At 46.7% G+C, this 23,272-nt stretch carries 16 protein-coding genes and 1 pseudogene; 12 read left to right on the plus strand and 5 right to left on the minus strand.

The window, feature by feature from the left end:
• The first annotated feature begins 10 nt into the window (after positions 1–10).
• The 8 genes from LG211_RS00350 (at position 11) to LG211_RS00385 (ending at position 17,240) form a co-directional block, all read left to right on the plus strand.
• Positions 11–1,072 (plus strand): Cna B-type domain-containing protein, encoded by a 1,062-nt coding sequence (locus LG211_RS00350; RefSeq protein WP_269476814.1) that lies wholly within the window; start codon positions 11–13, stop codon positions 1,070–1,072.
• Between the two features lie 14 nt (positions 1,073–1,086).
• Positions 1,087–1,743 carry a SipW-dependent-type signal peptide-containing protein gene (locus LG211_RS00355; RefSeq protein ID WP_269476815.1) on the plus strand — a complete coding sequence of 219 codons (657 nt, stop codon included), beginning with the start codon at positions 1,087–1,089 and terminating at the stop codon, positions 1,741–1,743.
• A 1-nt stretch (position 1,744) separates the two neighbouring features.
• Positions 1,745–2,863: a hypothetical protein gene (locus LG211_RS00360; protein WP_269476816.1), complete on the plus strand. Its 1,119-nt coding sequence runs from the start codon at positions 1,745–1,747 to the stop codon at positions 2,861–2,863.
• Positions 2,860–3,351 (plus strand): signal peptidase I, encoded by a 492-nt coding sequence (locus tag LG211_RS00365; RefSeq protein WP_269476817.1) that lies wholly within the window; start codon positions 2,860–2,862, stop codon positions 3,349–3,351. The genes LG211_RS00360 and LG211_RS00365 overlap by 4 nt, the downstream gene beginning before the upstream one ends.
• On the plus strand, positions 3,338–3,838 hold the full coding sequence (locus LG211_RS00370) for a hypothetical protein (protein ID WP_148395428.1): 501 nt from the start codon (positions 3,338–3,340) through the stop codon (positions 3,836–3,838). The genes LG211_RS00365 and LG211_RS00370 overlap by 14 nt, the downstream gene beginning before the upstream one ends.
• Before the next feature lie 350 nt (positions 3,839–4,188).
• Positions 4,189–9,852 carry an Ig-like domain-containing protein gene (locus LG211_RS00375; RefSeq protein ID WP_269476818.1) on the plus strand — a complete coding sequence of 1,888 codons (5,664 nt, stop codon included), beginning with the start codon at positions 4,189–4,191 and terminating at the stop codon, positions 9,850–9,852.
• Between the two features lie 569 nt (positions 9,853–10,421).
• The gene (locus LG211_RS00380) at positions 10,422–14,693 is read left to right on the plus strand and encodes an Ig-like domain-containing protein (protein ID WP_269476819.1); all 4,272 of its coding nucleotides are present in this window, start codon (positions 10,422–10,424) and stop codon (positions 14,691–14,693) included.
• A 135-nt stretch (positions 14,694–14,828) separates the two neighbouring features.
• Positions 14,829–17,240 (plus strand): fibronectin type III domain-containing protein, encoded by a 2,412-nt coding sequence (locus LG211_RS00385; RefSeq protein ID WP_269476820.1) that lies wholly within the window; start codon positions 14,829–14,831, stop codon positions 17,238–17,240.
• Between the two features lie 586 nt (positions 17,241–17,826).
• Here LG211_RS00385 and LG211_RS00390 read toward each other — a convergent pair.
• The 4 genes from LG211_RS00390 to LG211_RS20090 form a co-directional block, all read right to left on the minus strand.
• The gene (locus LG211_RS00390; RefSeq protein ID WP_417448589.1) at positions 17,827–18,150 is read right to left on the minus strand and encodes a recombinase family protein; all 324 of its coding nucleotides are present in this window, start codon (positions 18,148–18,150) and stop codon (positions 17,827–17,829) included.
• 93 nt (positions 18,151–18,243) lie between these two features.
• Positions 18,244–18,399, minus strand: a complete 156-nt coding sequence (locus LG211_RS00395) for a hypothetical protein (RefSeq protein WP_465250763.1) — start codon at positions 18,397–18,399, stop codon at positions 18,244–18,246.
• Positions 18,400–18,439: 40 nt separating this feature from the next.
• Positions 18,440–18,826 carry a hypothetical protein gene (locus tag LG211_RS00400; protein ID WP_465250764.1) on the minus strand — a complete coding sequence of 129 codons (387 nt, stop codon included), beginning with the start codon at positions 18,824–18,826 and terminating at the stop codon, positions 18,440–18,442.
• Between the two features lie 39 nt (positions 18,827–18,865).
• On the minus strand, positions 18,866–18,997 hold the full coding sequence (locus LG211_RS20090) for a cysteine-rich VLP protein (protein WP_269476961.1): 132 nt from the start codon (positions 18,995–18,997) through the stop codon (positions 18,866–18,868).
• Between the two features lie 422 nt (positions 18,998–19,419).
• Here LG211_RS20090 and LG211_RS00410 point away from each other — a divergent pair, with 422 nt between their 5' ends.
• From LG211_RS00410 to tnpA, 4 genes and pseudogenes are all read left to right on the plus strand, one after another.
• Positions 19,420–19,911, plus strand: a complete 492-nt coding sequence (locus LG211_RS00410; protein WP_148395433.1) for a nucleotidyltransferase domain-containing protein — start codon at positions 19,420–19,422, stop codon at positions 19,909–19,911.
• A gap of 53 nt (positions 19,912–19,964) precedes the next feature.
• Positions 19,965–20,636 carry a helix-turn-helix domain-containing protein gene (locus LG211_RS00415; protein ID WP_465250765.1) on the plus strand — a complete coding sequence of 224 codons (672 nt, stop codon included), beginning with the start codon at positions 19,965–19,967 and terminating at the stop codon, positions 20,634–20,636.
• Positions 20,637–20,780: 144 nt separating this feature from the next.
• The gene (locus tag LG211_RS00420) at positions 20,781–21,284 is read left to right on the plus strand and encodes a hypothetical protein (RefSeq protein WP_148395434.1); all 504 of its coding nucleotides are present in this window, start codon (positions 20,781–20,783) and stop codon (positions 21,282–21,284) included.
• A 251-nt stretch (positions 21,285–21,535) separates the two neighbouring features.
• Positions 21,536–21,959, plus strand: a pseudogene (tnpA, locus tag LG211_RS00425) (IS200/IS605 family transposase).
• Positions 21,960–22,502: 543 nt separating this feature from the next.
• On the opposite strand, the gene LG211_RS00430 reads toward tnpA, so the two are convergent.
• The gene (locus LG211_RS00430; protein ID WP_253021071.1) at positions 22,503–23,102 is read right to left on the minus strand and encodes a TetR/AcrR family transcriptional regulator; all 600 of its coding nucleotides are present in this window, start codon (positions 23,100–23,102) and stop codon (positions 22,503–22,505) included.
• Positions 23,103–23,272 lie beyond the last annotated feature (170 nt).

The following is a 23,272-nucleotide window of genomic DNA, read 5'->3' on the forward strand; positions in this document are numbered from 1 at the left end:
GGAGATGATGATGGAAAAAATGAAACATTGCCTCGGACAGCAGGGCAAGTCATGTTTGCTGGTACTGGCTGGAGCAGTCATGTTGTTTCTGCTTCTGGTGGAGCCGGCGCTGGCCAAGACCGTCGCCGGTACCACCTCCAGAAATGGTTCAAAATATGACTTCAACTGTGTGTATACACTGACGGATGATGCTGCCAACAAACGATATGCCCTGGAGGTTACGGCCCAGCTGAAGATTAAAAAATACAAGTTCAGCAGCACCCAAACCCACAAGGTCAATATCAAAATAAACGGGACTACTTATACCAAGACCTTTGACGGTATGAGCGGAGGCAACAATTCCTCCACCGTGACCAAGAACCTTTATAAGAAGACGGTGTACTTTTCCTACGCCTCGGCCGCCAGGAGCATCCCGGTCAGCATTACCACTTCCGATCTTTCATCGGGCGGCTACGGGCCCGGCGTTTGTAAAGCTTCGACCAATGTGACCGTTCCGGCGGTGACCACGACGAAAACCCTGTCCGGCAGCGTTATTTGGCAGGACAACAATAATCAAGACGGTCTGCGCAGTATCAGGACCATAACCGTGATCAGGGACGGTCAGGCTTACACAAGCTTTGCGGCCATCGGCGCATGGAATGTCTCTGTTCCAGTCTATAAAGCAGGAGGGGGAGAATCGGCCTATTCGGTAACAGGAAACGGCCTCAGCGGATATTCGGGACCATCCGTTTCCGGATTTAACCTGACTTACATCAGGACAGCCTATTACACCACCGAAGTTTCAGGAAAAATTTACTGGGAGGACATGGACAATCTGATGGGAACCCGGCCCGGGTCCGTAGTTGTGCGTGTTCTCAGAGGAACATCCGTAGCAGCGCAGGGTACCGTTTCCCCTGGCGCAGACGGGAGCTGGAGTTTTTTCTTTTCCGATCTGCCAAAGTATGAGGGAGGTGCGGAGATTCGCTATACAGTCTCACAGAATGCCGATGGATATGGGACAGCATATGAAGGATTCAAGATTATCAATACCTGGATTCCAGCCTTTGATGTACGCATGGGATTCAGCATATAAGAAAGGAACAGAAAATGGGAAAAGAGATAAGATTAAGGGAAAAAGGGAGCATGCTGCTGGCGGCGTTTCTTCTGGCAGTGGTGGCAATCGGCGGAATCAGCGCCTATTTTACGGACGTGGATTCGGTGGCCAATGTGTTTACAATCGGTAAGGTAAAAATTGACCTGACCGAACCGGCGTATGACGCCCATCCGCAGGATCATCAGAATCTGACGCCAAACAAAAGCCTGGACAAGGACCCATACGTGACCAACACCGGAATCAATGATGCGTTCGTCTTTACAGAATTCACCATACCGAAAGCAGAGGTCAAAACAGCGGCGGAAAACGGTTCTCAAAATACGGCGGTCAATCAGGAACTATTCCAGTATCAGATCAGCGAGGGATGGACACAAGTGGTCAAAGAGGACCGGGAAGATGGCTGCCGGTATGTCTATGCCTATGGCTCAAACGAAGCCTGCACGCCCCTTTCTGCCGGCCATACAACGCCGGTACTGTTCGCAGACGGGAAGATCCGTTTTCTCAATGTGATCGAAGGCCAGGGCCTGGAAGAAGAAATGCTGGAGCTGCCGGTAGATGCTTATGGCATACAGACTGTGGATTTGGATGGGGGAAAGACCGCTCCGGCAGATGTCTGGGCTGTTTTAGAAAATCAGCAGGCAGGAAAGTAACATGAAAGGGATGAGGCGGCTGGCGGCTGCGGCCGGGCTGTTTCTCGTGCTGGCCGCGGGAGGACTGGCCAGTATGCTGGCACTGCAGGAGGAAAGCCTGTCCAGCAGATTTCAGACCGGAGGCGTGGACATTTGCCTGGAATCGAAGATGAAAGAAAATGGCCGCGTCAAAGAGTTTGTTCAGCCCCGCGATTTGGTCCCGGGCCAGGAGATTTCCATGATCCCGGTCATTACCAGCCGGGCAGAGGATTGCTACATAAGAGCGCAGATTGAAGTGACCATGGATGAAGAGGGACCGCAGCCTGTAAAGATGCAGGACTTTATTGGTATGAATGCGGCCTGGATTGAGCAAGGCGCCTATTACTATTATCGCTACCCGCTGGCGCAGGGGCAGACCGCGGAGCTTTTTCAAGGGCTGCGTGTGCCTGCCGCATGGACGGGCATAGAGGCATCCGGCTTTGATCTGCACATTACAGCGGAAGCTGTCCAGTCGCAGAACTGGCAGCCCGATTTTCAGAAGCACAGCCCCTGGGGGAGCGTGGAGACGGAAATTTCTCAGATCGGAGAATACTATCTGGCCGGAAGGGGCAAGCGGACGGAAAACAAAGGGATCAGCCTGGTTTATCAGGGCGGCGCAAAGGCGCTGGTCAGCGATGCCGATTCGTTCATGTCCCATTTGAGCGACCTCATGCCCGGTGATCATTACAGCGATGTTTTGAAGCTGAAAAATGCCGGACAAGAAAAAGTGTGTATTTTTTTTAAAGCATCCGCAGAGGAAACGAAACTTTTGAAGCAAATTCAGCTTCGCATTGAATCGGAAACAGAACTCTTTTATCAGGGCCCGCTGACTTGCGAAAAGCTGTCGGATTATCGGATGTTGGCAGAGCTTGAAAAAAAACAGGCGGAGAAGGTGAAGTTTTCCATCCATGTGCCGGAAACATTGACCAATCCCTACCAAGTCCTTGCAGACAGGGTAACTTGGTATTTCAAGGTTTGCGATGAGGATGGCAATCCAATACAGGCACAGACGGGTGATGAGCGATGCTTTGGGCTTGCGATTCTGATTATGGCTGTGAGCGCAGCGGCAGGGCTGCTGATAATAAGGAGGAGCAGGAGATGATACGAACTATTTATCATATCATTGAAAACGTGCTGATTTTTTTGATTCTTTTTTTTACGCTGGCCTTGGGCGGCGCCAAGCTGATCGGCCATATCAGCCCATTTATGGTTTTAAGCGGCTCCATGGAGCCCCAGCTTGCGACCGGCAGCCTGTGCTTTGTCAATGAACGAGACCGGGAGGCGAAGGCGGGAGATATCATCGCTTTTTCCAAAGGGAGCACGAAGATTGTTCATCGGGTTTTAAAGGCGGAGCACGGCGTCTATACCACCAAAGGGGATAACAATCCCCACGCCGACAGAGCGCCTGTCAGCCAAAAGGAGGTTCTGGGAAAAGTGGTCTTTTCTATTCCAAAAGCAGGGTATGCGGCGGCTTTTCTGCAGACGAAGAAGGGCATGCTCCTGACCAGCGCCGCTCTGGCGGCATTCTTTGTAATGGGGCGTCTGCTGCCTGAAAGGAAAAAGCGGGGAGGCGGCTATGAAGCAGGTTAGATTTAAAAACAGAAGGCTGGCTGTGGTGCTGATGCTTTTGCTGCTTGTTAACAGCAGTTTTCTGGGACTGCTTGCTTATAGTGTTTATCAAGCTCAGGCGGTCAATGCCTTTACGGTGGGTTACGGGGAGATTGAAATTGAAGAGGACTTTGAACCGCCTGCCAAAATGCTCCCCGGCATTACCATCCGCAAGGAAGTGGCGGTGGTCAACACAGGCCCGGTTCCCTGCAGGGTCAGACTGCTGGCCAAGTATACCAGCAGTCAAATGGCCGCCCTCTCTGTGGTGGATTTTGACCGGGAGCATTGGTCGGAAACCGGCGACTATTTTTATTACAAATACGTCCTCCAGCCAGGGGAAAAAACTGCTCCCCTTTTTTCTGAAATCAAGATCAGTGAAGCGGCAAGCCAAAGTGAACTGGAGCCGTTCGACATTCTTATCTATGGAGAAGCAATTCAAGAAAACGGCCTTCTATGGAGTGAGCTCTAAAGTCAAGGGCTGAATGTTACATTAGTAGGACTGTTTATTACAGCGTGACGATGTAACAAATTTCCTGTACGTAAAAACGGTACAAACCATTGACAAAAATGACCGGGGGGGGGGGTAGTATATTTATACGAATAGGGGAGAGGCAAGGATGAATGTATAAGCTATAATGCCATAAAATTGCAATATGATAGTTGTTTGCAAAGGGTGATATTATGAAAAGCTCTCTCCGCCATTCAGAGCTTCATAGCAACGGTCTTTGCGCACTATCATCCTGATGGTGCGTTTTTTTGCGCCACCTGCCCCAAGCTCTATTACGATTTCGTTTTGTACTATTTATTAAGGAGGAAGACATGGAAGCAAGGAAAAAGAAAAGCAGCAGGCTTCTAGCGTGGGTGGTCGTGATCGCCGTGGCGTTTACCATGACGTTCCCGACTGCATTTGTCTGGGGTGCTGAAACCGGCGCGACGCAGGAAACGGTCGCAGCCGATGATCAGACGCCGGGCGAAGATCCTGCGGCGGAGGAAAGCAGTAATAAGGATCCGACTGGGGCTGTGAAGACAGAGCCGGAGACGAAGAAGCCGGCGGCGAAGGCAGCGGCTAAAGCAGCGGCAGCAGAGAAAAAAGAGGCTGCTGATGAAAACGTGGACACAAAAAAGCCGCATGTCAATCAGGAAGCGATCGGTGGCACACATAATGCAGGAACCGTGTTCTTCGCAGAGGGCTACGATGTTACGATTGATGCTGCAAAAGATTTAGAAAATGAAAAAATGGGATTTACTGCTACATGGATCGATGGCGATAAGCAAGAGTCAATGACTGTGGCGCGGAATACTTCTGCCAATCCCTCAGAAAAAGAGAAGCTTTTTGTGGTTGGCGGTACAGAAAGTGAAAATCCTGACTTAAATACCACCAATATAACGGTTAAAGGCGGGAGCATGGATTATGTGATCGGCGGCAACCTGAACGTTGGAGCAGTAGAGACAGCCAATATTGAAATTCTTGATGGAAATATTGGTATGGTTATTGGAACGACCAAAGATGGCCCAAACGGTTCATATGATAAACGTAAAGAAAAAGCCTCTGTCGAAACTGTCAATATTAAAGTAGCAGGAGGCGATATGCAGGCCGTTGTAGGCGGTACTTATGCATACACCTACGTTAAAAATGTTAATGTGGAAGTTACTGGCGGAACCATTGCCGCTACTACTTCTCCGATGCAGGCGGGTATCCTGCTGGGCGGAACCAATGGTGAAGTGGAAAATGCCAAGCTTACTTTCAGCGGCGGCAAGACAAAGGATATCGCCCTGGGACAGAGAGTCATGATCACAGGGAAAGCTACCCTTGATCTTACCGGTGGAAACGCTGGAAATATCTATGCAGGCTCCTATTATGATGACGGGGATAATGCGGCAGGAACAACTGATTGGAACGGTTGGGGAGCCGGTCACGTCAATTACGGTCAGGCTAAGGCAATTGATCTGAACCTGGGTGAAAACCTGACCTATAATGATGTATATGCAGGATTTCAATTTATTGACAAAGCTAAGTTTGCTGAAAAATATACTGCAATAAGTGATATAAAGGATTCTGACAAGGCTCCTGTCAATATCACAATAAAAAAGGCAGGCGAGGCAAAGCGCGGCGATGCGGAAAAGCATACTGTCAGCATGCTGGAAAAGGTACTTCCCAGCGAGACTTTGACGATTGAGACGTCTCTTGCTGATGGAAAAGTGCTTGATCTGCAGGAAGGCTGCACGGTTATTGTTAAATCTGGCGTTAAGGATATCAAAGCTAAGATTGGAAAAAAAGATGTAACGTTAGAAGCGAGCGATACTTATACTGTAAAAGACGGAAAGCTGGTTGGTTCGGTTGCTAAGATTGGTGACACAAACTATGCCAGTCTTGAAGAAGCAATTGCAGCTGCAGAAAAAAATGGAACAATTAAGATGCTGCAAGATATCGATATTGAAACGCCAATTACAATTTCAAAATCGATAAATCTTGACTTGAATGGACATGTTATTACAGGTGCAGAAGCGTCAAATATTAATAAGACAATTGTTTTAAACGGGGCAGATGCAACTTTAACGATTGAGGATACTTCGTCAGAGAAAAAAGGTGAAATCACTTCTCATGATAATGGAACAACGCCGAGAGTACTGTCCGTAGAAAAAGGGAATTTAATTCTAAACAACGGTACAATTACGACAAAAGGCTTGACCGTGGCGGGCTCGGCAGTATTTCTCGGTAAGGATACTACATTTGTAATGAACGGAGGAAAGATCGACACGCCATCGTCTTCCGTAAAGCAAATTGGTGTAAATGTAGGATCATCCGGCGCGAGCTTTAACCTTAAAAATGGCGATATAACAAGCGAATATGGCGATTGTATTTCATTGAGCGCTGGAGCGGCACTTAAAATGGAAGGCGGAACTGTAACAAACAGTGGAGAACTGGGTACTGCCAGTGCTCTTTCAGGAGCTATGAGCCGAGATACAAAGGTAAATATTTCAGGAGGAAGGCTGGAAGGAAAGAATTATGCAATTTATTCCGGACAGCACAATGAAATTAAACTTAGTGGTGGAACATATATTGGAAAACTAAAATTAGACAATACTCAATTTGCTTCCATTACAGGCGGAACCTTCAGCACTAACCCATCCGCCTATGTTGTAAAAGACTATGCAGTCAATAAAACTGATAAAGGCTACAACGTTGTCAAAGCAACAGACGCAGCCGGCGAAGCGTTTATTGGAAACACATATTATAAAACCCTTGCCGATGCAATTGAAGCAGCAAAAGAAAAAGACACCGTAAAACTGAACAAAGACGTTCAGGTGACCATGACCGCTCAGAACACAGCGGCGATTCTAATCGATAAAAACATTACTCTGGACGGTAACGGAAAGACCATCACAGCAACAGGCGACACAAAAGCAATCGGCCATGTCATTGAAGTTTCCAACGGAGTCAAAGCTGCAGTCAAGAATCTGACTATAGACGGCAACCAGATTGCAAAACATGGCATCCAGGTGTATAGCAAAGAAGAACCACAAAGTGAAGCCAAAGTTACTTCCGTTACAGTGAAAAACTGTACGGGCTATGGATTCATGATCAATGGCGGTAAAATGATCGCTACCAGAATCACAGCGGAAGCGAACGGCTGGGGCGGCGTCAACATTGGACAGGGCACGGATGTAACCGCAGAACCAAGCTTTACCTTTAACAGCGGAACCCTGCAGGAGCATAATCCAATCCAGACCGATAACGTGGGCGACAAAGCGCCAAGTACAAGCTGGGTTATCTTTGGCGATAATGCTGGAACCTGGTATGCGACAAAGAGCGTCCGCAAGGAGGACAATAAGACTCTGATTCAGTGGAGCAGCCAGTTAGCCGGCGAAGCACAAACTGACGGCGTGACCTATCCGACCTTGAAAGAGGCAATCGAAGCTGCAAAAGCAGGAACAATCGTGACACTGCTGAAAGACGTGACCGTGGATATGGGGACGGAAAAAAATAATCCGGCTATTCTCATTGATAAGGCAATTGACTTTAATGGAAATGGAAAAACCATAACGGCCAAAGGCGACAAAGAAGGGATCGGACATGTGCTCGGCGTACAGAGTTCGAATGTTGAAATTAATGCCCTGACGATCGATGGCAATAATGGGACGGCCAGACACGGTATTCAGACCTATGGAGAAGGCAGTGCGGCAACCCTGACTGAGGTGACGGTTAAAGACTGTTACGGATATGGTGTCGTGGCAAACGGCTCTGCGGTAACCGCGAATGGACTTTACACAAGCGGAAACGGCTGGGGCGGTGTCAATGTGACAAAGGGCTCCGGCGTCACAGCTGATCCAAAATTTGAATTCAATTATGGAGATTTACAGCAAGACAATCCGATTCAGATTGATAACGTTGATAAAACTGTGGAAGTAAAGGCTGAATGGGTTGCGATTCATGAAGATATGGCTAGTGATTGGCATTCTGTAACAACGACTGATGATGGTAAGACGATCATCCAGTTTGCACCGGGCGCAGCGATTAAGAGCCTTTCCCTCAACACGAGTGCAATGACCTTGACAGAAGGCAATAAGGGGCAGCTCATTGCAACGATTGAACCGGAAGAAGCATATGATACCAGCATTGAATGGACTGCTAGCAATACCGACAAGATTACCGTCGATGACAACGGCGTTGTTACCGCATTAAAGACAGGCGAGGCAACTGTTACCGCGACAGCGGCAGATGGAACCACGAAGGCTGAATGTAAAATATCGGTAATAGAAAAAGCTGCAGACAAAGAACCGGTTAAGGTCATCGTGGAACCAAGTAAAACAACGGTAACCGACGATGAAGGGGACGAACAAGAGGTTATCAATGAAGCGGACGTTAAACAAGCGATCGACAACGCAAAGGAAAAAGAAGAAGTTGTTGTCAAAGTTCCGACAGACGTTCCTCCAGTGCTGAGCGAAGATGTCTTTGCGGCGGCGAGTGAAAGCAAGGCTGCCAAACTGATCGTAGAAGTACCGGCAACGAAAGATACCTATGCGGCGACCTTTGAATTCGATACGGCAGCCATTGAAAATATGGTGGCAGTTGATACGAAAATCGAGAAGAAGGATGTCAATGACGTTTCTGGCTTATCCGGCGATGCTGCAAAATTGGGATTAACCTTATCACACGAAGGCGACTTCCCGGCACCGGCGACCATCACCATTGCCATTAATGATGATAGTATTAAAGATGGCGATACGGTATATATCTATTATCTCAATAATGGAAAGCTCCAGCTGATCGACAATGGTCCGCTGACAGTGAAAGATCGCAAAGTGACTTTTACTCTGAGTCATGCATCTGACTACGTGATCAGCAGCGAACCGATTGAACCGGAAACCGCAGCGGATTCCGTGGATGCCCTGATTGGCAAGATTGGTACCGTTGCTTATACAGATGATGTATACCAGGCAATCAAAGCAGCGAAAGAAGCCTACAATGGTTTCGAAAAACAATATGAAGGACAGACCAGCTTAGTTAAACAACACGCGACGATGAAAGCTGCCGATGAGCAGTACACTAAGTGGGACGATCAAGTGAAAGCATTTAAGTCCGATATTGATGACCTTTATGAAGCTGTAGACGGCGCGATGACTTACGCCCAGCAGAAAAAGGTTGAAGCGCTGACAGCAGCCTATAAAGCCTTAAACGCTGATCAAATTGAAGCCTTAGAATGGGATGGCTATGGAGAAGAAGGCTACTACGGTGACTTGCTGGATATTCTCAAGGCCAGCAAAGACGCGGAAGCCGTTTCTCAGGCCAATCGGGTAAGCAAGCTGGTGGATCAGCTTCCGGCTGCAGCGGCTTATTCAACCGCAGACAAGAGCAAGATTGACGCTGCAAGAAACATGTACAACAGCGTGGTTGCCGAAACACCAGACGCCAAAGCGCTGCTAACCGCTGATCTGGCAAAGATCGAAAAAGCAGAAGCTGAGTACAAAAACGCCAAGAGAACCGCATACAGCAACGCGAGAATCTCCTTGTCAACGACTCAGTATACGTACAACGGCAAGGCTAAGACACCAGCTGTATATGGATTATCCGCCTTTGCCAATGGAACGGATTATACGGTAGCATACAGCAACAACACAAAGACAGGAAAAGCGATCGTAACTGTTACAGGAAGAGGCGACTGCGCAGGACTGAGCGCTAAGACCGCAACCTTCCGGATCACCCCGGCCAAGGCTGCAATCAGCAAGCTGAAGAAGGGTAAGAAATCCTTCAAGGTAACGATTAAGAGCCAGAAGAGCGCAGGCGTGAACGGCTATCAGATTTCTTACTCATTGAAGAAGAACAAGAGCTTCAAGAGCACCACGACCACCAAGACCAGCAAGACGGTTAAGAAGCTGAAGGCCAAGAGAACCTACTATGTAAAGGTACGTTCCTATAAGACGATCGACGGTAAGAAATATTATGGTTCTTACAGTAAGATCAAAAAGATTAAAACAAGATAAACAATTCCTTGCAATTACATACACAAAAAGAAACAGGCTTTGCTATTGGGCGGGCCTGTTTCTTTTTGCATGGAATTAGGGTTTTATTAAACCATTTTTTATGGCTTCCGCCCATGCAACCGCTTAATGATAAAACTTAATTAGGAAGCCTTACACCAAAATTAAAATCGAATGGTTTCATTTTGTCAATAACATACGATTACATTAAAAAGCCTAATTGTTACAAGGTTGCAATGTAACCTTTTTGTAGCAAGGCAATACCATGAAAAGCGTTGACAAAACTGGTGGGGGGGGGGTAGTATATTTATACGAAATAAGGGGATTGGGCTGTATGGGGCAATAAAAATCCAACAAAAAATTGACAGCCAAATAATTTGTGCAGCAAATAAAAAAGAACATTTGAAACAAATTCGAAGCATACGTTCTGGAACGTTTTAATACGATTATTTTTTTATTTAAACGAGGGCGCTGTCAATAGACGGCGTTTTTTTGTTCGGAAAGGCTTGAAGCGGGGATGCTGGATTGATGATTGGAAGGTAATTGTTTGGAATTGAATGGAGAACGGAAAGATGAATGTAAAAGAGCGTAGTTATGGAAACTCTTTCTTAGCGGTGCTGGTGATCGTGCTGATGATTCTTGCAGCGCAGAGCGCCAGTGTGTTTGCAGAGGATATTGATGCCAGCAAGTTGTCGCCGGATGGGAGCGTGACGGGATTTTCCAATCCAGGTGGATGGATATACGATGATGCCGCGAAAGCATATACAAAAAGCGGTGTGGAATCTAATGGCGCAATGTTTCAAACAGAAACAATTACAGGACCGGCAGTGTGTTCCTTTCAGTATGAAGTAAAAGGCGGAAACCTTGATTTTTTCGCATTACTCTTAGATGATCAACAGCAGGGTGACTCCTATAATACAGAGACGAACGGCTTTAAAGAAATCATGGTTCCCATTCCAGAAGGTTCGCACACACTAACCTTTTTGTATATGGGATTTGGAGGCACGGGTTCTGTTTCTATAAGAGATTTTTCATTGATACGTGGTCTTGCAGACATTACCATTAGTAGCGGAACTGCTTCCAAAGCATATAAGTTCCAGGACGTCAATGAGGAATATTTCCCCTCAAGAGGAGATGTTACATACACAATAGAAACAAAGCTCACAGATAAAGTGAGCGGTCTTCAGTTGTCGGCGAGTCTGGACGGCAATGAAGTTGTTATTTCAAATGGGAAAGTAGAAATTCCTATGACGGAAACCAGCAGCGAACGTAAGCTGGAACTGACCATCAACAATAGCGGCAAATCATATACAAAAACGATAACCATCACTCCTGCTCAGACAGAAAATGCAGGGGTCGCCATTGAAGGTGATGCTGCAAAGGGGCAGGTAACGGCAGAATACGCAGGCGCTTTCCTTCAAACGGACGGAACGATAAATGATATTAAAAGAAATAGTACAGTAATGATCAAAGCAGCTCCCAAGTCAGGAGTGGATTTCCTGGGGTGGGTTGACGGCGCGGGCCAGTTCTTGTCAGCAGAAAAGGAGTATTCTTTCCAGGTTGAAAAGAACGTTAAGATTAAAGCCGTTTTCAGCCAGAATGATTATGCGGCGAGGAACGACGGAAAGTTTTACGCCTCATTAGAAGAGGCTCTTGCTGAAGCTAAAGCAGGCGATACGGTAATTTTGACAGGAGACACGACCCTTAAAAACAATGCAACGGTTCCTAAAGATGTTTTTCTTCTGCTGCCGACCGATGCCTTGGACACAAAGGGATATGCTTCGAGCGGTTACTGTCCGGACGGGACAGATAAAACAACGCCATACACTGGAATTGGAAAGAACGCTAAACTGTATCATACCTTGACAATCAGCAAGGATGCCTCCCTTTTTATCAACGGCAGAGTTCTTGTCAACGCAGTAGTCGGCCGCCCGGCTGCCGGTTATTACGATCAGGATATTACAGGCGGTTATTCACAGATTAAGCTAGAGGGAAATCTTATTGTTAAAAATCAAGGTTTGTTGGACGTATGCGGTTATATAACAGGCACGGGACAAATACGTGGAGAAACTGGCAGTGAAATTAGAGATTTATATGTTGTTCGACACTGGAGGGGCGGTACGCAAGCTAGTAATATGCATTTTGCCAAAGTCTATCCAATGAACGAGTACGACTGTCATAATATACAAACGACAACGCGGATTGATTACGGCGCTTCGCTGGTGGGAACTGTGAAAATGTATGCGACATCTCTCTTTGGCGGAGGCGGAAAGTTTTATTGTACCCGTTTCCCGCAGATTAATAATGAAAATGGACTTTTCAGATTAAGTGATGAAAGCAGTTATGCGGAAAAGTCATATGAAAACGGGGTTGAAATCATTAAATTGTATGGGGGAGCAGCATTTTCAAATTCATCGCTAAAAATAACCACTTTAAATCTTTCTACAAAAGATTATATTTATCCGATAGACGGTGACTATTCCTTTGAATTTCATAACGGAGAATACTCCTTTGACAATGATTATAAGTTCATGCCAGGAGCAAAAGTTACAGTAGCAAGGGATGCCAAACTGACTATTCCTGAAAAGAAAAAAGTGGTTTTCTATGATAAATTTGAAGACCCTTTGAATACCGGATATGCCGGAGATAATACCCAATATCCGCAGGATCGGTCTCCTGCACAGCTGATTCTCAACGGAGCTCTCGATTTAAAAGGGACCTTGGCCGGACAGGTTGTCTGCGGCAGCGAGTACTCTGTCAGCAGAGAGTGCGATGCAGGCCTGATGCTGACAACGAAAGAGGCCAATGGATATAAAGGAAACCCGAAGACAAAGGACTACTCCTTCCAGCTAACCTGGCTCAATGAAAATGGAGAGTCCATTGGTGCACCTGCTGCCAAGCCTCACGTAGGTGACTGGATAGCTGATGCAGATGGACTGAATCATACCAGAACATGCACAAAGTGCGGAACGGTTGAGACGAAGCTTCATGAATATGACGCATGGAGCAGTGTTGATGAATCGCAGCACAAACACACCTGTACATTCTGTGGACATGAAGAACAAGCAGACCACCAATGGAGTACTGGAGTGGAAAATCAGGACGGAACAGAACTGGTTTACACATGCAAGGATTGCAGCGTAAAAAGAACAGAAAAACTGGTGACTGCTTTCAACTTAAATAAGCAAAGCACAGAACTAGTAAAAGGGAATAAAGAACAACTGATTGCTTTGATTGAACCAGAGGATGCAGCAGACAAAACTGTAATCTGGATGTCGACAAACGAAAATATAGCAACAGTTGATGAAAACGGCCTTGTGACAGCTAAAGCTGTCGGGAACACCTTAATCGAGGCCAAAAGCAGCAATGACAAGTTGACGCTTGCAACTTGTGCAGTATCTGTCACAGAGGAACAGGGCGAGGAGATTCCAGGGGTTGGAGATAACCCTGTTGTAGCGATCCAGCCGGAAACAGACGAACAGGGGGCGCTGAATGCGGAACCGATTGTCCAGCTGATCCAAAAGGCGGAACAAAATGAAACCATTGTAATTCTGCTGGAACAGAAGGACGATGAGGCTTTGCCGACCATACCGGCCGATGTCTTTAAACAAGCAAAAGAAAAGACCGGAGAGCCAATTGTGATTCAAACCGTTACCAAGGACAAAGATAAAATTGATGCAACCTTTGTGTTCCAACGTTCAGAGCTTACCCGAGAGGATCTTCCTGTAAACGTGGATATTTCCAAGACTTTGGACACGAAAGGACAGACCTTGCTTGCAGCTTGTCTGCCTGCTGATGCAGTGAATAAGACGCTGCGATTAGGACACAGCGGGGCTTTCCCCGGAACGGCAACGCTTATCCTGGATGTCAGTGATCGATTCAAGGCGGGAGAGCGGGTTCACCTCTATTATCTGGATACGGATAAAAATAACCTGACCCTTACGGCGAAAGACTTGGTCGTTGATACAAACGGGCGCATTACGGTAAAGATGACTCATGCATCCAGCTATGTGCTGACCAGCGTGGTTTACAAAGGCAAGAATATCACAGGAATCACTCTGGATAAAACCAGCTTGTCCCTGGAAGCTGGACAGAAGTCTAAACTATCGGCATCCGTGCAGCCGGAAGATGCGGCCGATAAAACTGTGACCTGGAGCGCTTCCAATGAAAAAATCGCGAAAGTGAACCAGTCCGGTGAAGTAACTGCTATTGCTCCGGGAAATGCGAAAGTCTATGCCAAGACCGCTGATGGAAGAACAGCAGTCTGTGCGGTTGAAGTAAGACTGGGCCAGCCATCAGGGCTGAAAGTGACGTCAAAAGAGTATAACAAGACCAGGCTGACCTGGAAGAGAGCAGCCGGAGCCAAAGGATACAAGGTATACCGAGCCACTTCGAAAAAAGGCAAATATAAGGTGGTTAAAACAACAAAATCGACTGCTTATACGGACAAAAAATTGAAAACAGGAAAGACCTATTACTATAAGGTGAAGGCTTATGCGGCGATCGACGGGAAGACGGCCTACAGTGCCTATACGACGATCAAGAAGGTAAAAGTCATCCCGGCAGCGCCAAAGGGCGTTAAGGCAAAAGCAACAGGCAGCCGCGGCGCTAAATGCTACTGGAAGAAGGTGGCGGGCGCCAGCGGATATGAGGTCTATCGCTCCAAGGGCGACACCAAGCATTTTAAAAAGATCCGCACCGCCGGGAAAAATTCGAGAAGCTATAAGAGCCAGAGCTTGAGCAAAAAAACCAAGTATTACTATAAAGTAAGAGCTTACCGCAAGGCGGCCGGCAAAAAGGTTTATAGTCAATACTCAAAGACAACAGTAGTGTTTGTAAAATGATAGCGGCGACGCTGTCTTACAAAATATGCCGTTCTGACCGCTTAACGCAGCGATGCCGTAAAGGGCGGAATGGTGCGAGGTGCTTCACGCCTCTGATCATTATCTCATTAACACTTATTTAAGAAGGAGTTTGTTATGAAGAAACAAGGAAAAACCAAAAAACTTTTGGCCTTTCTTCTGTCGCTGACCGTATTATTTACCATGTCAGCGCCGGCGGTATGGGCCGACTCGTCAGACAGTACAATTACAGGTACAGATGACAAAGTAAAACTTTCCATCAAGTCAGGCGAGACGATCGTTTCGGCCTTTGTCCGTGACGACTATTCAGCTTACCTGCAGATCCCTAAAAATGCCAAAGTAAATGCGGGAAATGCAGAAATTGACTTGACGATGAAAAACATTGAGAGCCTGGGTATGGGGGGTATAACAAAGTCCCATAAGATTACCATAAACACCGGAATAGAAGGTAAGGATCAGGTTGATCTGGAAAATTACATTGGACCAATTAAAGATTTCCAGAAGGCAAAAATTTCGGGTAAGATTGGTGATAAAGATTATTCTTATGCGGTACAGACTGTCACAACAGATACCGATTATCTTGTTAAAGCATCCACAAACACAGAACAGACTAGAGCTGCCTGGATGGAACTGGCATCCCATGTTGCCACGACTACTTATGATAAGGATGACAGCTATATGGTGATTCCGGCTAATGCGTATATGCAAATTGGAAGCGAACGATTGAGCTTTACCGATCCGAAAGGAACACCGTTAAAATTGGATAATGCCGGTAATTTAACGGAACTGCAGAAGTCAATTCGCGATGCGGTTGAATTGAACACCCAAGCAGCGAACTTAAAAGACGGCAGAGATGCAGAAGCCTACATCCCGGCAGGAACCATTCTGCGGGTTGGTGCAACAGAAGCCAAATTACTGCAGGGCGCGACCATCGATATGAGCGGTCTCAATAATTTGAGTTCAAATTCACTGGCCAATTTACGCGATGCGGAGACGAATGCAGACATGATCACTGCATTGATTAATTTTGTAATGAATCCAATCACCGCAGCCAGCGGACAGCAGAATATCCAATGCAACGTCATTTTTGACAAGCAAGTCGCTGTAGATAAAGACAAAGATGAAAACAAAACAACCATTGATACAACAGCAACCGACCAGGAAGCGCTGGACAGCACGACAGTAGACACAATTACCAATCTGCTGGCTGCCGCCGGTGAAAATGAGACCGTCGAAGTTGTAGTTCCCCAGAAGGCTGACGGAACAGCTCCAGAAATCAGTAAAGAGATAATCGAGGCAGCAAAAGGCTCACAGGCGGAAACTCTGGTAATCAAAACAAAAGATCAAGATACAAACATCGCTGCCACTTTTGAATTTAAAACAAGTGAAATTACAGACGCATCCATCGCTGTTAAGCCAGGAATCAAAGCAGCCGTAACGGCAGATTCTGAAAAGCTGGCTGCAGAAGCCCTGCCGACAGGAGCCAAGACAATGGGTATTACCCTGGACCACAAAGGCGATTTCCCGGCTCCTGCTACCATCACCATCGGCGTTGATCAAAAGACTTTCAAGCCTGGCGATGCTGTATATCTCTATTACATCAACAGCAAGACCAAAAAGCTGGAACTGGTAGGGGATAAAGCCCTGATCGTAAGCGATGCTCACACGGTTACCTTTACCCTGGATCATGCATCCGAATACGTGCTCTCCAGCGCAACTGTAAAAACAGCCGTAGATGTTACAGGCATCACACTCAACACCACAAAGACCAGCGTAAAGACAGGCAAGACCGTAGCCTTAAAGGCAACCGTAACACCTGCTGACGCAACCGACAAGACTGTAACCTGGACATCTTCCAACACCAAGATCGCTGCAGTAGATGCAAACGGCGTTGTAACCGGTAAAGCTGTAGGATCAGCGACCATTACCGCTAAGACAGCCAATGGCAAGACAGCTGCCTGTGCAGTTTCCGTAAGCCTCTCCGCTCCGGAAAACGTGAAAGCCGCTTCCGCCAGCAACACCAGCGTCAAAGTTTCCTGGAAAAAGGCAGTGGGCGCACAGAAATATCAGGTTTATCGTGCAACATCCAAAAAAGGCAAGTTCAAGAAAGTTGCCACAACCTCCGGTGCCAGCTACACAAATAAGAAGCTGACGACAGGCAAGACCTACTACTACAAGGTAAAAGCAATTTCCGGATCAGCGACGAGTGCATACACGAAAGTTGTCAGCGCAAAACCGGTTCCCAAGGCTCCGACTCGCGTAAAGGCAAAGAAGGTAAGCAAGACCAGCATCCGGGTTTCCTGGAAAAAGGTAAGCAAAGCGAACGGATACAAGGTATACCGCGCTACTTCACAGAAGGGCAAGTACAAGGCAGTTAAGACCATCAAGAAGGGCTCAACAACCAAGTACACCAACAAGAAGCTGAAGAAAAACAGAACTTACTACTACAAGGTAAGAGCTTATCAGAAAGTAAAAGGCAAGAATGTTTATGGTACTTACTCAAAAGTTGTAAAAGCCAGAACAAAATAAGTTGAGATTGACCACAATCACACATTAATAAGAGGGCGCGGCCGTATGAAGCGATTTGCTTTATGCGGCCGCCCGTCTTTTATCTGGGCGGCTCGTAGGATTACAGAGCAAAACCGGAGGCTGTCAAAAGCCAATAGGCGATCAATAAAAGCTAAGAAAATGGTCAATTTGTTACGGAATCAGTCTCATTTGTTACATGGTTGCTATGTAACAAAATAAAAGTACCTAAAAATGGTCAAACCCCTTGACAATGCTTGCTTTCAGAGTTAGTATAATAATACAAACAAACTTCGAAATAAGAAATTCCTTACAATAATTACATGCACCAATAGAGCGGGCTTTGCGAAAGCAAAGCTCGTTCTATTTTATTGTATGAACGAAAACCACGGGCTATGCCTGTGGTTCCGGAGAGCTTCCAGCGGTGAGCAGAAAAAAGAAAACCTCCATTTGTTACAATAAGACTAGGTCTGCCAACCAAAGTAACAAAGGAGGTATCCAAAATGGATAAAAATAGTCTAGCACACACCAAAGTACAGTTTACAAGGGACTACACAAGGTAACGGTCTGACGGGAGATGTGCCGCCCATCAGATTTTCCATGTAATGTTTAAGCTGTCGCTTGTGGCGGCTATGGTGGTAATCATCAAATCCACCACCCGCCGCTTGCCGTCAAAGGATACGCTGTCCCAAGTGTCGAGATAGCCGGAAATCTGGCTGATCTGTTCCGGGCTGATGGCTTCCACAGTCAAGCCCCGCTTAATGTTTCGCACCAACTCTTGAAACTTCGGGCGGTCTGTGTTCTTGCCGCTGTACCCTTTGTCTGTGTATTCCTTGCAGTTACTGCCTTTCAATTCGTATTTGCAAAACTCAATCTGGCTTTCAATGTAGATTGCGTCTATCCGATTGTTCATTTGTCGCTCCGTTTCTTCAAAAAGAAACGGAGCTGCTGACAGTTTTATTATACCGCCAGCAGCCCCGCAAATCAATGTTGTCGTTGGAAAACCTTACGCCCCGGCTTCCTCCTCCTGCCGCTTGTCGGCGTACTTGCGGAACACGTCATAAAGCTGCTGCTCCAATTCCCGGCGTTTCGCCGCTTCCTGTTCCGGGGTGAATACTGGGGAGAGATTTTCCAGCGTGATTTCCTTTCTCTGAAAAGTCACGACCTCTGTTTCTTTTCTGCACCTGATACCGCTTATAAAATCACCTATCCTTCCCATATTGCTGTTGCCGTTTCAGTTCTGCCAACACATCGGGCGGAATACGGTCAAGTACCCGCTGGATATTATGTAATTCGCTTTCCAGCTTCGCCCGTTCCATCGTGTCTTTCGTCTTGCCGTTTTCGCAGGCCTTTGCCCTTGCTTCCAGCTTGCGGTTTTCTTCCAAAAGGTCATTTATCGTGACCTTGTACTTTTTCAGTTGTCCGGAGAAATTCTCCATCTGCGGGAACCATTTTTTCAGCATGGCGAGGGCTTCCTCTTTCTTCCTTCCGGCGTTCAGCGGGTGAATGCCGTCCAGCGTGGCCTCAATCGCCCTTGCCTGTTTGGAACGGGGAACGAAAGCCGCCCCGCACTCGGCGCACCGCTTCACGCTGTCGCTATGGAAAATCTCCGCTTCCAGCGCCTTGTCCTAGGGTAGCACCGCCCAGCGAAACCACTTGCAGCAGATGGAATAGGAGATAGTCTGGGGGTAGACACATTCCTCCCCATCATCCAGTATCAGGCAGTTGCCGTTCTCATAGTTGCAGCAGGTTTTCCGAATAAAGGCGTTTGCCCGTCTGCGCTGCGCCGCCGCCCGGTGTGCGCTCTATCTCTGGTAGTTTTTTGCTCATGCGTTCCTCCGTTCTCCCGAAAGCCGTTCCTGCCCCCTCCCGGCGGCGTGTTCCGGCATTGGTACGCTGGCCTGCTTCGGGCCAAGTTAACCCGAAGTGACTTCTGGACATTTTGTCCAGAAGTGGCGGCGTTATGGCGTACTTCCCTAGCCGGTAATATCTCTTTCGGACGGTCATTCACTTGTGCCTGTCCATCGATGAACTAACACAAGTCTACACTTTTTTGACCGCCCGTCCCGTATATCAGAAAGGTTGGAAATACGGCTGAAAAACGCACTATTTCCACGCTCCCGGAATTGTGGTAGAATAAAGATACAGAAAGGAAAATCGGAGCTTGTAAGGGAGAAATCGTATGAGCAGAAAAGAAGTTACAACAAAAGAAGATTTAATGAGTGTTGTCAGTCTATTAGAAAATGCGGGCATATCATATTGGATTGACGGCGGGTGGGGTGTTGATATATTGGCAGGAAAACAAACAAGAGTTCATCGGGATATTGATGTAAATTTTGATTCTCAACATACAGAGAAATTGTTAAATCTGCTTTTTGAGTTTGGATATGAAGTAGATACTGATTGGAAACCTGTAAGAATAGAGTTATATAGCGAAAAACACGGTTATTTAGATATACACCCATTTGTCCTGAATAAGGACGGAACTGCGAAACAAGCGAATTTAGAGGGCGGTTGGTATGAGTTTGAAAAAGACCTTTTTGGTAGCGCTGTTTTTGAAGAAAAGACAATTCCATGTATATCTGTAAAGGGACAAAAAATCTTTCATAGAGGCTATGATTTGAGAGATAAGGATAAGCACGATATTTTAATTCTCGAAAGTATTTCAAGATAATTTGTAGTATTTCAGCTCCCCATTTGTCGAGTGTTCAAAGTAAGGGGGATAGCATGGCTTTGACAATACAGGAACGCATAAAAGATCTGCGCGTGGAGCGCGGGCTGACGCTGGAACAACTTGCAGAGCAGACCGGGCTTTCCAAGTCCGCGCTGGGCAGCTACGAAGCGGACGAGTACAAGGACATCAGCCACTATGCCCTTATCAAGCTGGCAAAGTTTTACGGTGTGACCGCTGATTATCTGTTAGGGCTGACCGAAACAAAAAATCACCCAAACGCCGAGCTTGCAGACCTGCGTTTGAGTGAGGCGATGATAGACCTGCTGAAAAGTGGATGGATTGACACCGGTCTGCTTTGTGAGTTGGCGGCGCATCCGGATTTTGTCAAGCTGCTGGCAGATATACAGATTTATGTGGAGGGTAACGCCGCCACACGGATACAGAACTTGAACGCATGGGTAGATGTGGCGAGGACTGAAATCGTGGAGAAGTACCAACCGGGTGAGCATGACAAGACTGCCGGAGTGCTGCAAGCCGCCCATGTGCGGGAGGGCGACTATTTCATCAGCCGGGTACATGACGATATTGACGCTATCATGGAGGACATACAGCAATACCATTGTGGACGAACTCAAACGGGATTTAGAGGAAGTGGCGAGCTTCAAGGGCAGCCGGGCGGAACAACTGTTGATGGTATTCTGCAAGCAGACAAAGTTACGTTATAACAAGCAGACAGAGGAAGAAAAACAATGGCTGACCCGGATTGTCCAAAAATCCGAACTGGCGAAAAGCTATGTGCCGCAAAGGGGTAAAAGAAAATGACAAGTACGCCTTTGGCAAATAAGGCGTACAGCTTAGAGGAGAGATCGATGGAAGATTTATTAAAAGAAGAAACCTATAGTTTTGTCAGTCCTAAGGACAAGAAATTTATAATAGCCTTTGAAGCTGAAATGGATAGGCTCGGATATACCAGCAACCAGACAATTGGGGACGGATATTGTTGGGGGCGGAAAATGATAATCTACACGAAGGCAAACGTGAAAAGCAAAAAATCCTTCGCCCGGATTTATTTGCGCGAAGATGACCTTATTCTTCGCATGTATTTCAGCAATATAGACAAACATAGACAGGCTATTGAACAGGCTCCCGACTATATACAGCAAGCCTTTACTGGTGCTTACGGAGCTTGTAAGCATTGCCATAATATGAAAGAGGACGGTTCATGTAACCACAGGAAAAGCTATACCCTTCACGGAAAACAATACGAATTCTGTGACGGTTTTGCTTTTTGGTTTTTTTCTCCCGACCTTGCAAGAATACCAGATTATATCAAGCTGTTTCTCGCCTTTTACCCTGAAAAGAGGAAAAAGTGATAGCTGTGCCTTATTGGTATAAGCCGCAATCGCATAACAGGCTCGACTGGCTTTGCCGGGTGTCTATACACAACATCGGGCCAAGTTGGCCCTAAGTCCAGACGAAGGACGAGGGACGGGGGCTCCATATACGCCCTGTCTGCTGACGAAAACAGCCTTGCGCTTGCGGCCTTCGCCCTACAAGCACAGCCTGTTTCACGGTCTGCGTGTAGTCTCTTGTAAACTGACCTAAATGGAATTGCAAATATCACATTGTGTTTGCACCGAAGTATCGTAGGAAAGTGATTTATGGAACAATCAAAGTGGACATAGGAAAGATTTTGAGGAAACTGTGTGAGCAAAAAGGGGTGGAGATCATCGAAGCAAATCTATATCCGGACCATGTCCATATGCTTGTGCGTATTCCACCGAAAATCAGTATTTCAAGTTTCGTGGGGTATCTCAAAGGAAAGAGCTCGTTGATGATTTTTGATCGGCATGCGAATATGAAATACCGCTATGGAAATCGGAAATTCTGGTGCAAAGGGTATACAGGTAGATACCGTGGGAAGGAACAAGAAAGCCATTCAAGAATACATAAGGAGCCAATTGCAGGAAGACATAGCCAACGACCAGATCAGTAAAAAAGAATACATCGACCCATTTAAAAAAGAAGATCCGGAAGAGGATAAATAAAGAACCCCTCTTGGAGGGGTAGTCTGAGAATGTAATGCGATTGGCAGACCTTTTTCACAATGCATCTTGAGATGCTCGCAGGTAGGGGTGCCTTTCAGGCACAGTGCAAACCACCCGTTCACACGGGTGGTGCTGGTTAATACGTAGGAATACACACGTTTATTATCGCATTTGCCGCGAATCTGCTATATGGATTTTTCGAAAAAAAGCTGAATGGAATTTGAGTTTTTACGCAATTTTCAACGATTGCGGCCCTTCAAACTGCAACTTTAAGCCGCTCTGCTGCTTTCTGCCAGAATCAGGCCCTGCAACCCCACAACTTTGCGAAAAAAATGCCGGTTTTTACAAAAGTTTTCCGCTGCCTGGTACCTTGTGGTCTTAAAGCGGTTTCCCCAATCTGGCGCCTAACCGGTTTGAAGTAATTTTCCCCAATCTGAAATCTCATCGGCTTCCCCTGCTTTTCCGCAATCTGGCGCCCGTTCAACGAAGCGCAGCATACAGCAAAAAATGCCTCTTTCCAAACACCCCGACTGTAGCGTTTCTTCATACTTCTCCTTGTGCTGAAGATTCCAGCGCTGCGGCGCCGTGGAGCACCATCTCTTCCGCCAGAGCCGCGATTTCTTCCGGCGACTCTTTCATGCCAGATGCCAGCCAATCCTGGATCAAGCCGATATGACCGCTGACAACAAAGGCGTAAAAACATTCAAAGGTCCGCGAATCCGCCTTATCATATTTCACAGCCCAGGTACGAAAACACTTATCCCGCACCAGACCCTTTAGCTTTTCGACAAATGCGATATCTCCGTTTTCCCCTAAGAAAGCGGCGCACAAATCTGCGTGATCCGCCAGATAGGTATAGATCTCCGTAAAGAGAAACAGCGGCGATTGCTGGAGCTGGGATGTGGGATAGGCATCCAAAATTATGCGGAATTCCTCCATGATTTCAGATTCGATCTTTTCCACCATATCGTAAATATCCTTATAGTGCAGATAAAACGTTCCCCGATTGATATCCACCAGCTCCGTCAGCTCCTTGACGGTGATCTCCTTAATACTTTTTTTCAGCATCAGCTTGGACAGACCCTGGCGCAGCAGCAGCCTGGTTTTGCGGATCCGGCGGTCCGCTGTCTTTTTTTCATTCATAATCAGTTTCCTCATGGACGCGAATAATGAACGAAATCTGGGGACTTTGTTCATTAACGCACATTTTTTCCCCTAGTTGCTTATTGAAAATTGAGCAAGACCTATTATAATAAAAGATAGCATTAAAATCAACAGCCTGTTCATTACTTAAAATTCGTCAATATAAGGGG

The organism is Hominibacterium faecale, from assembly GCF_020734085.1.
Classification (GTDB): Bacteria; Bacillota; Clostridia; order Peptostreptococcales; family Anaerovoracaceae; genus Hominibacterium; species Hominibacterium faecale.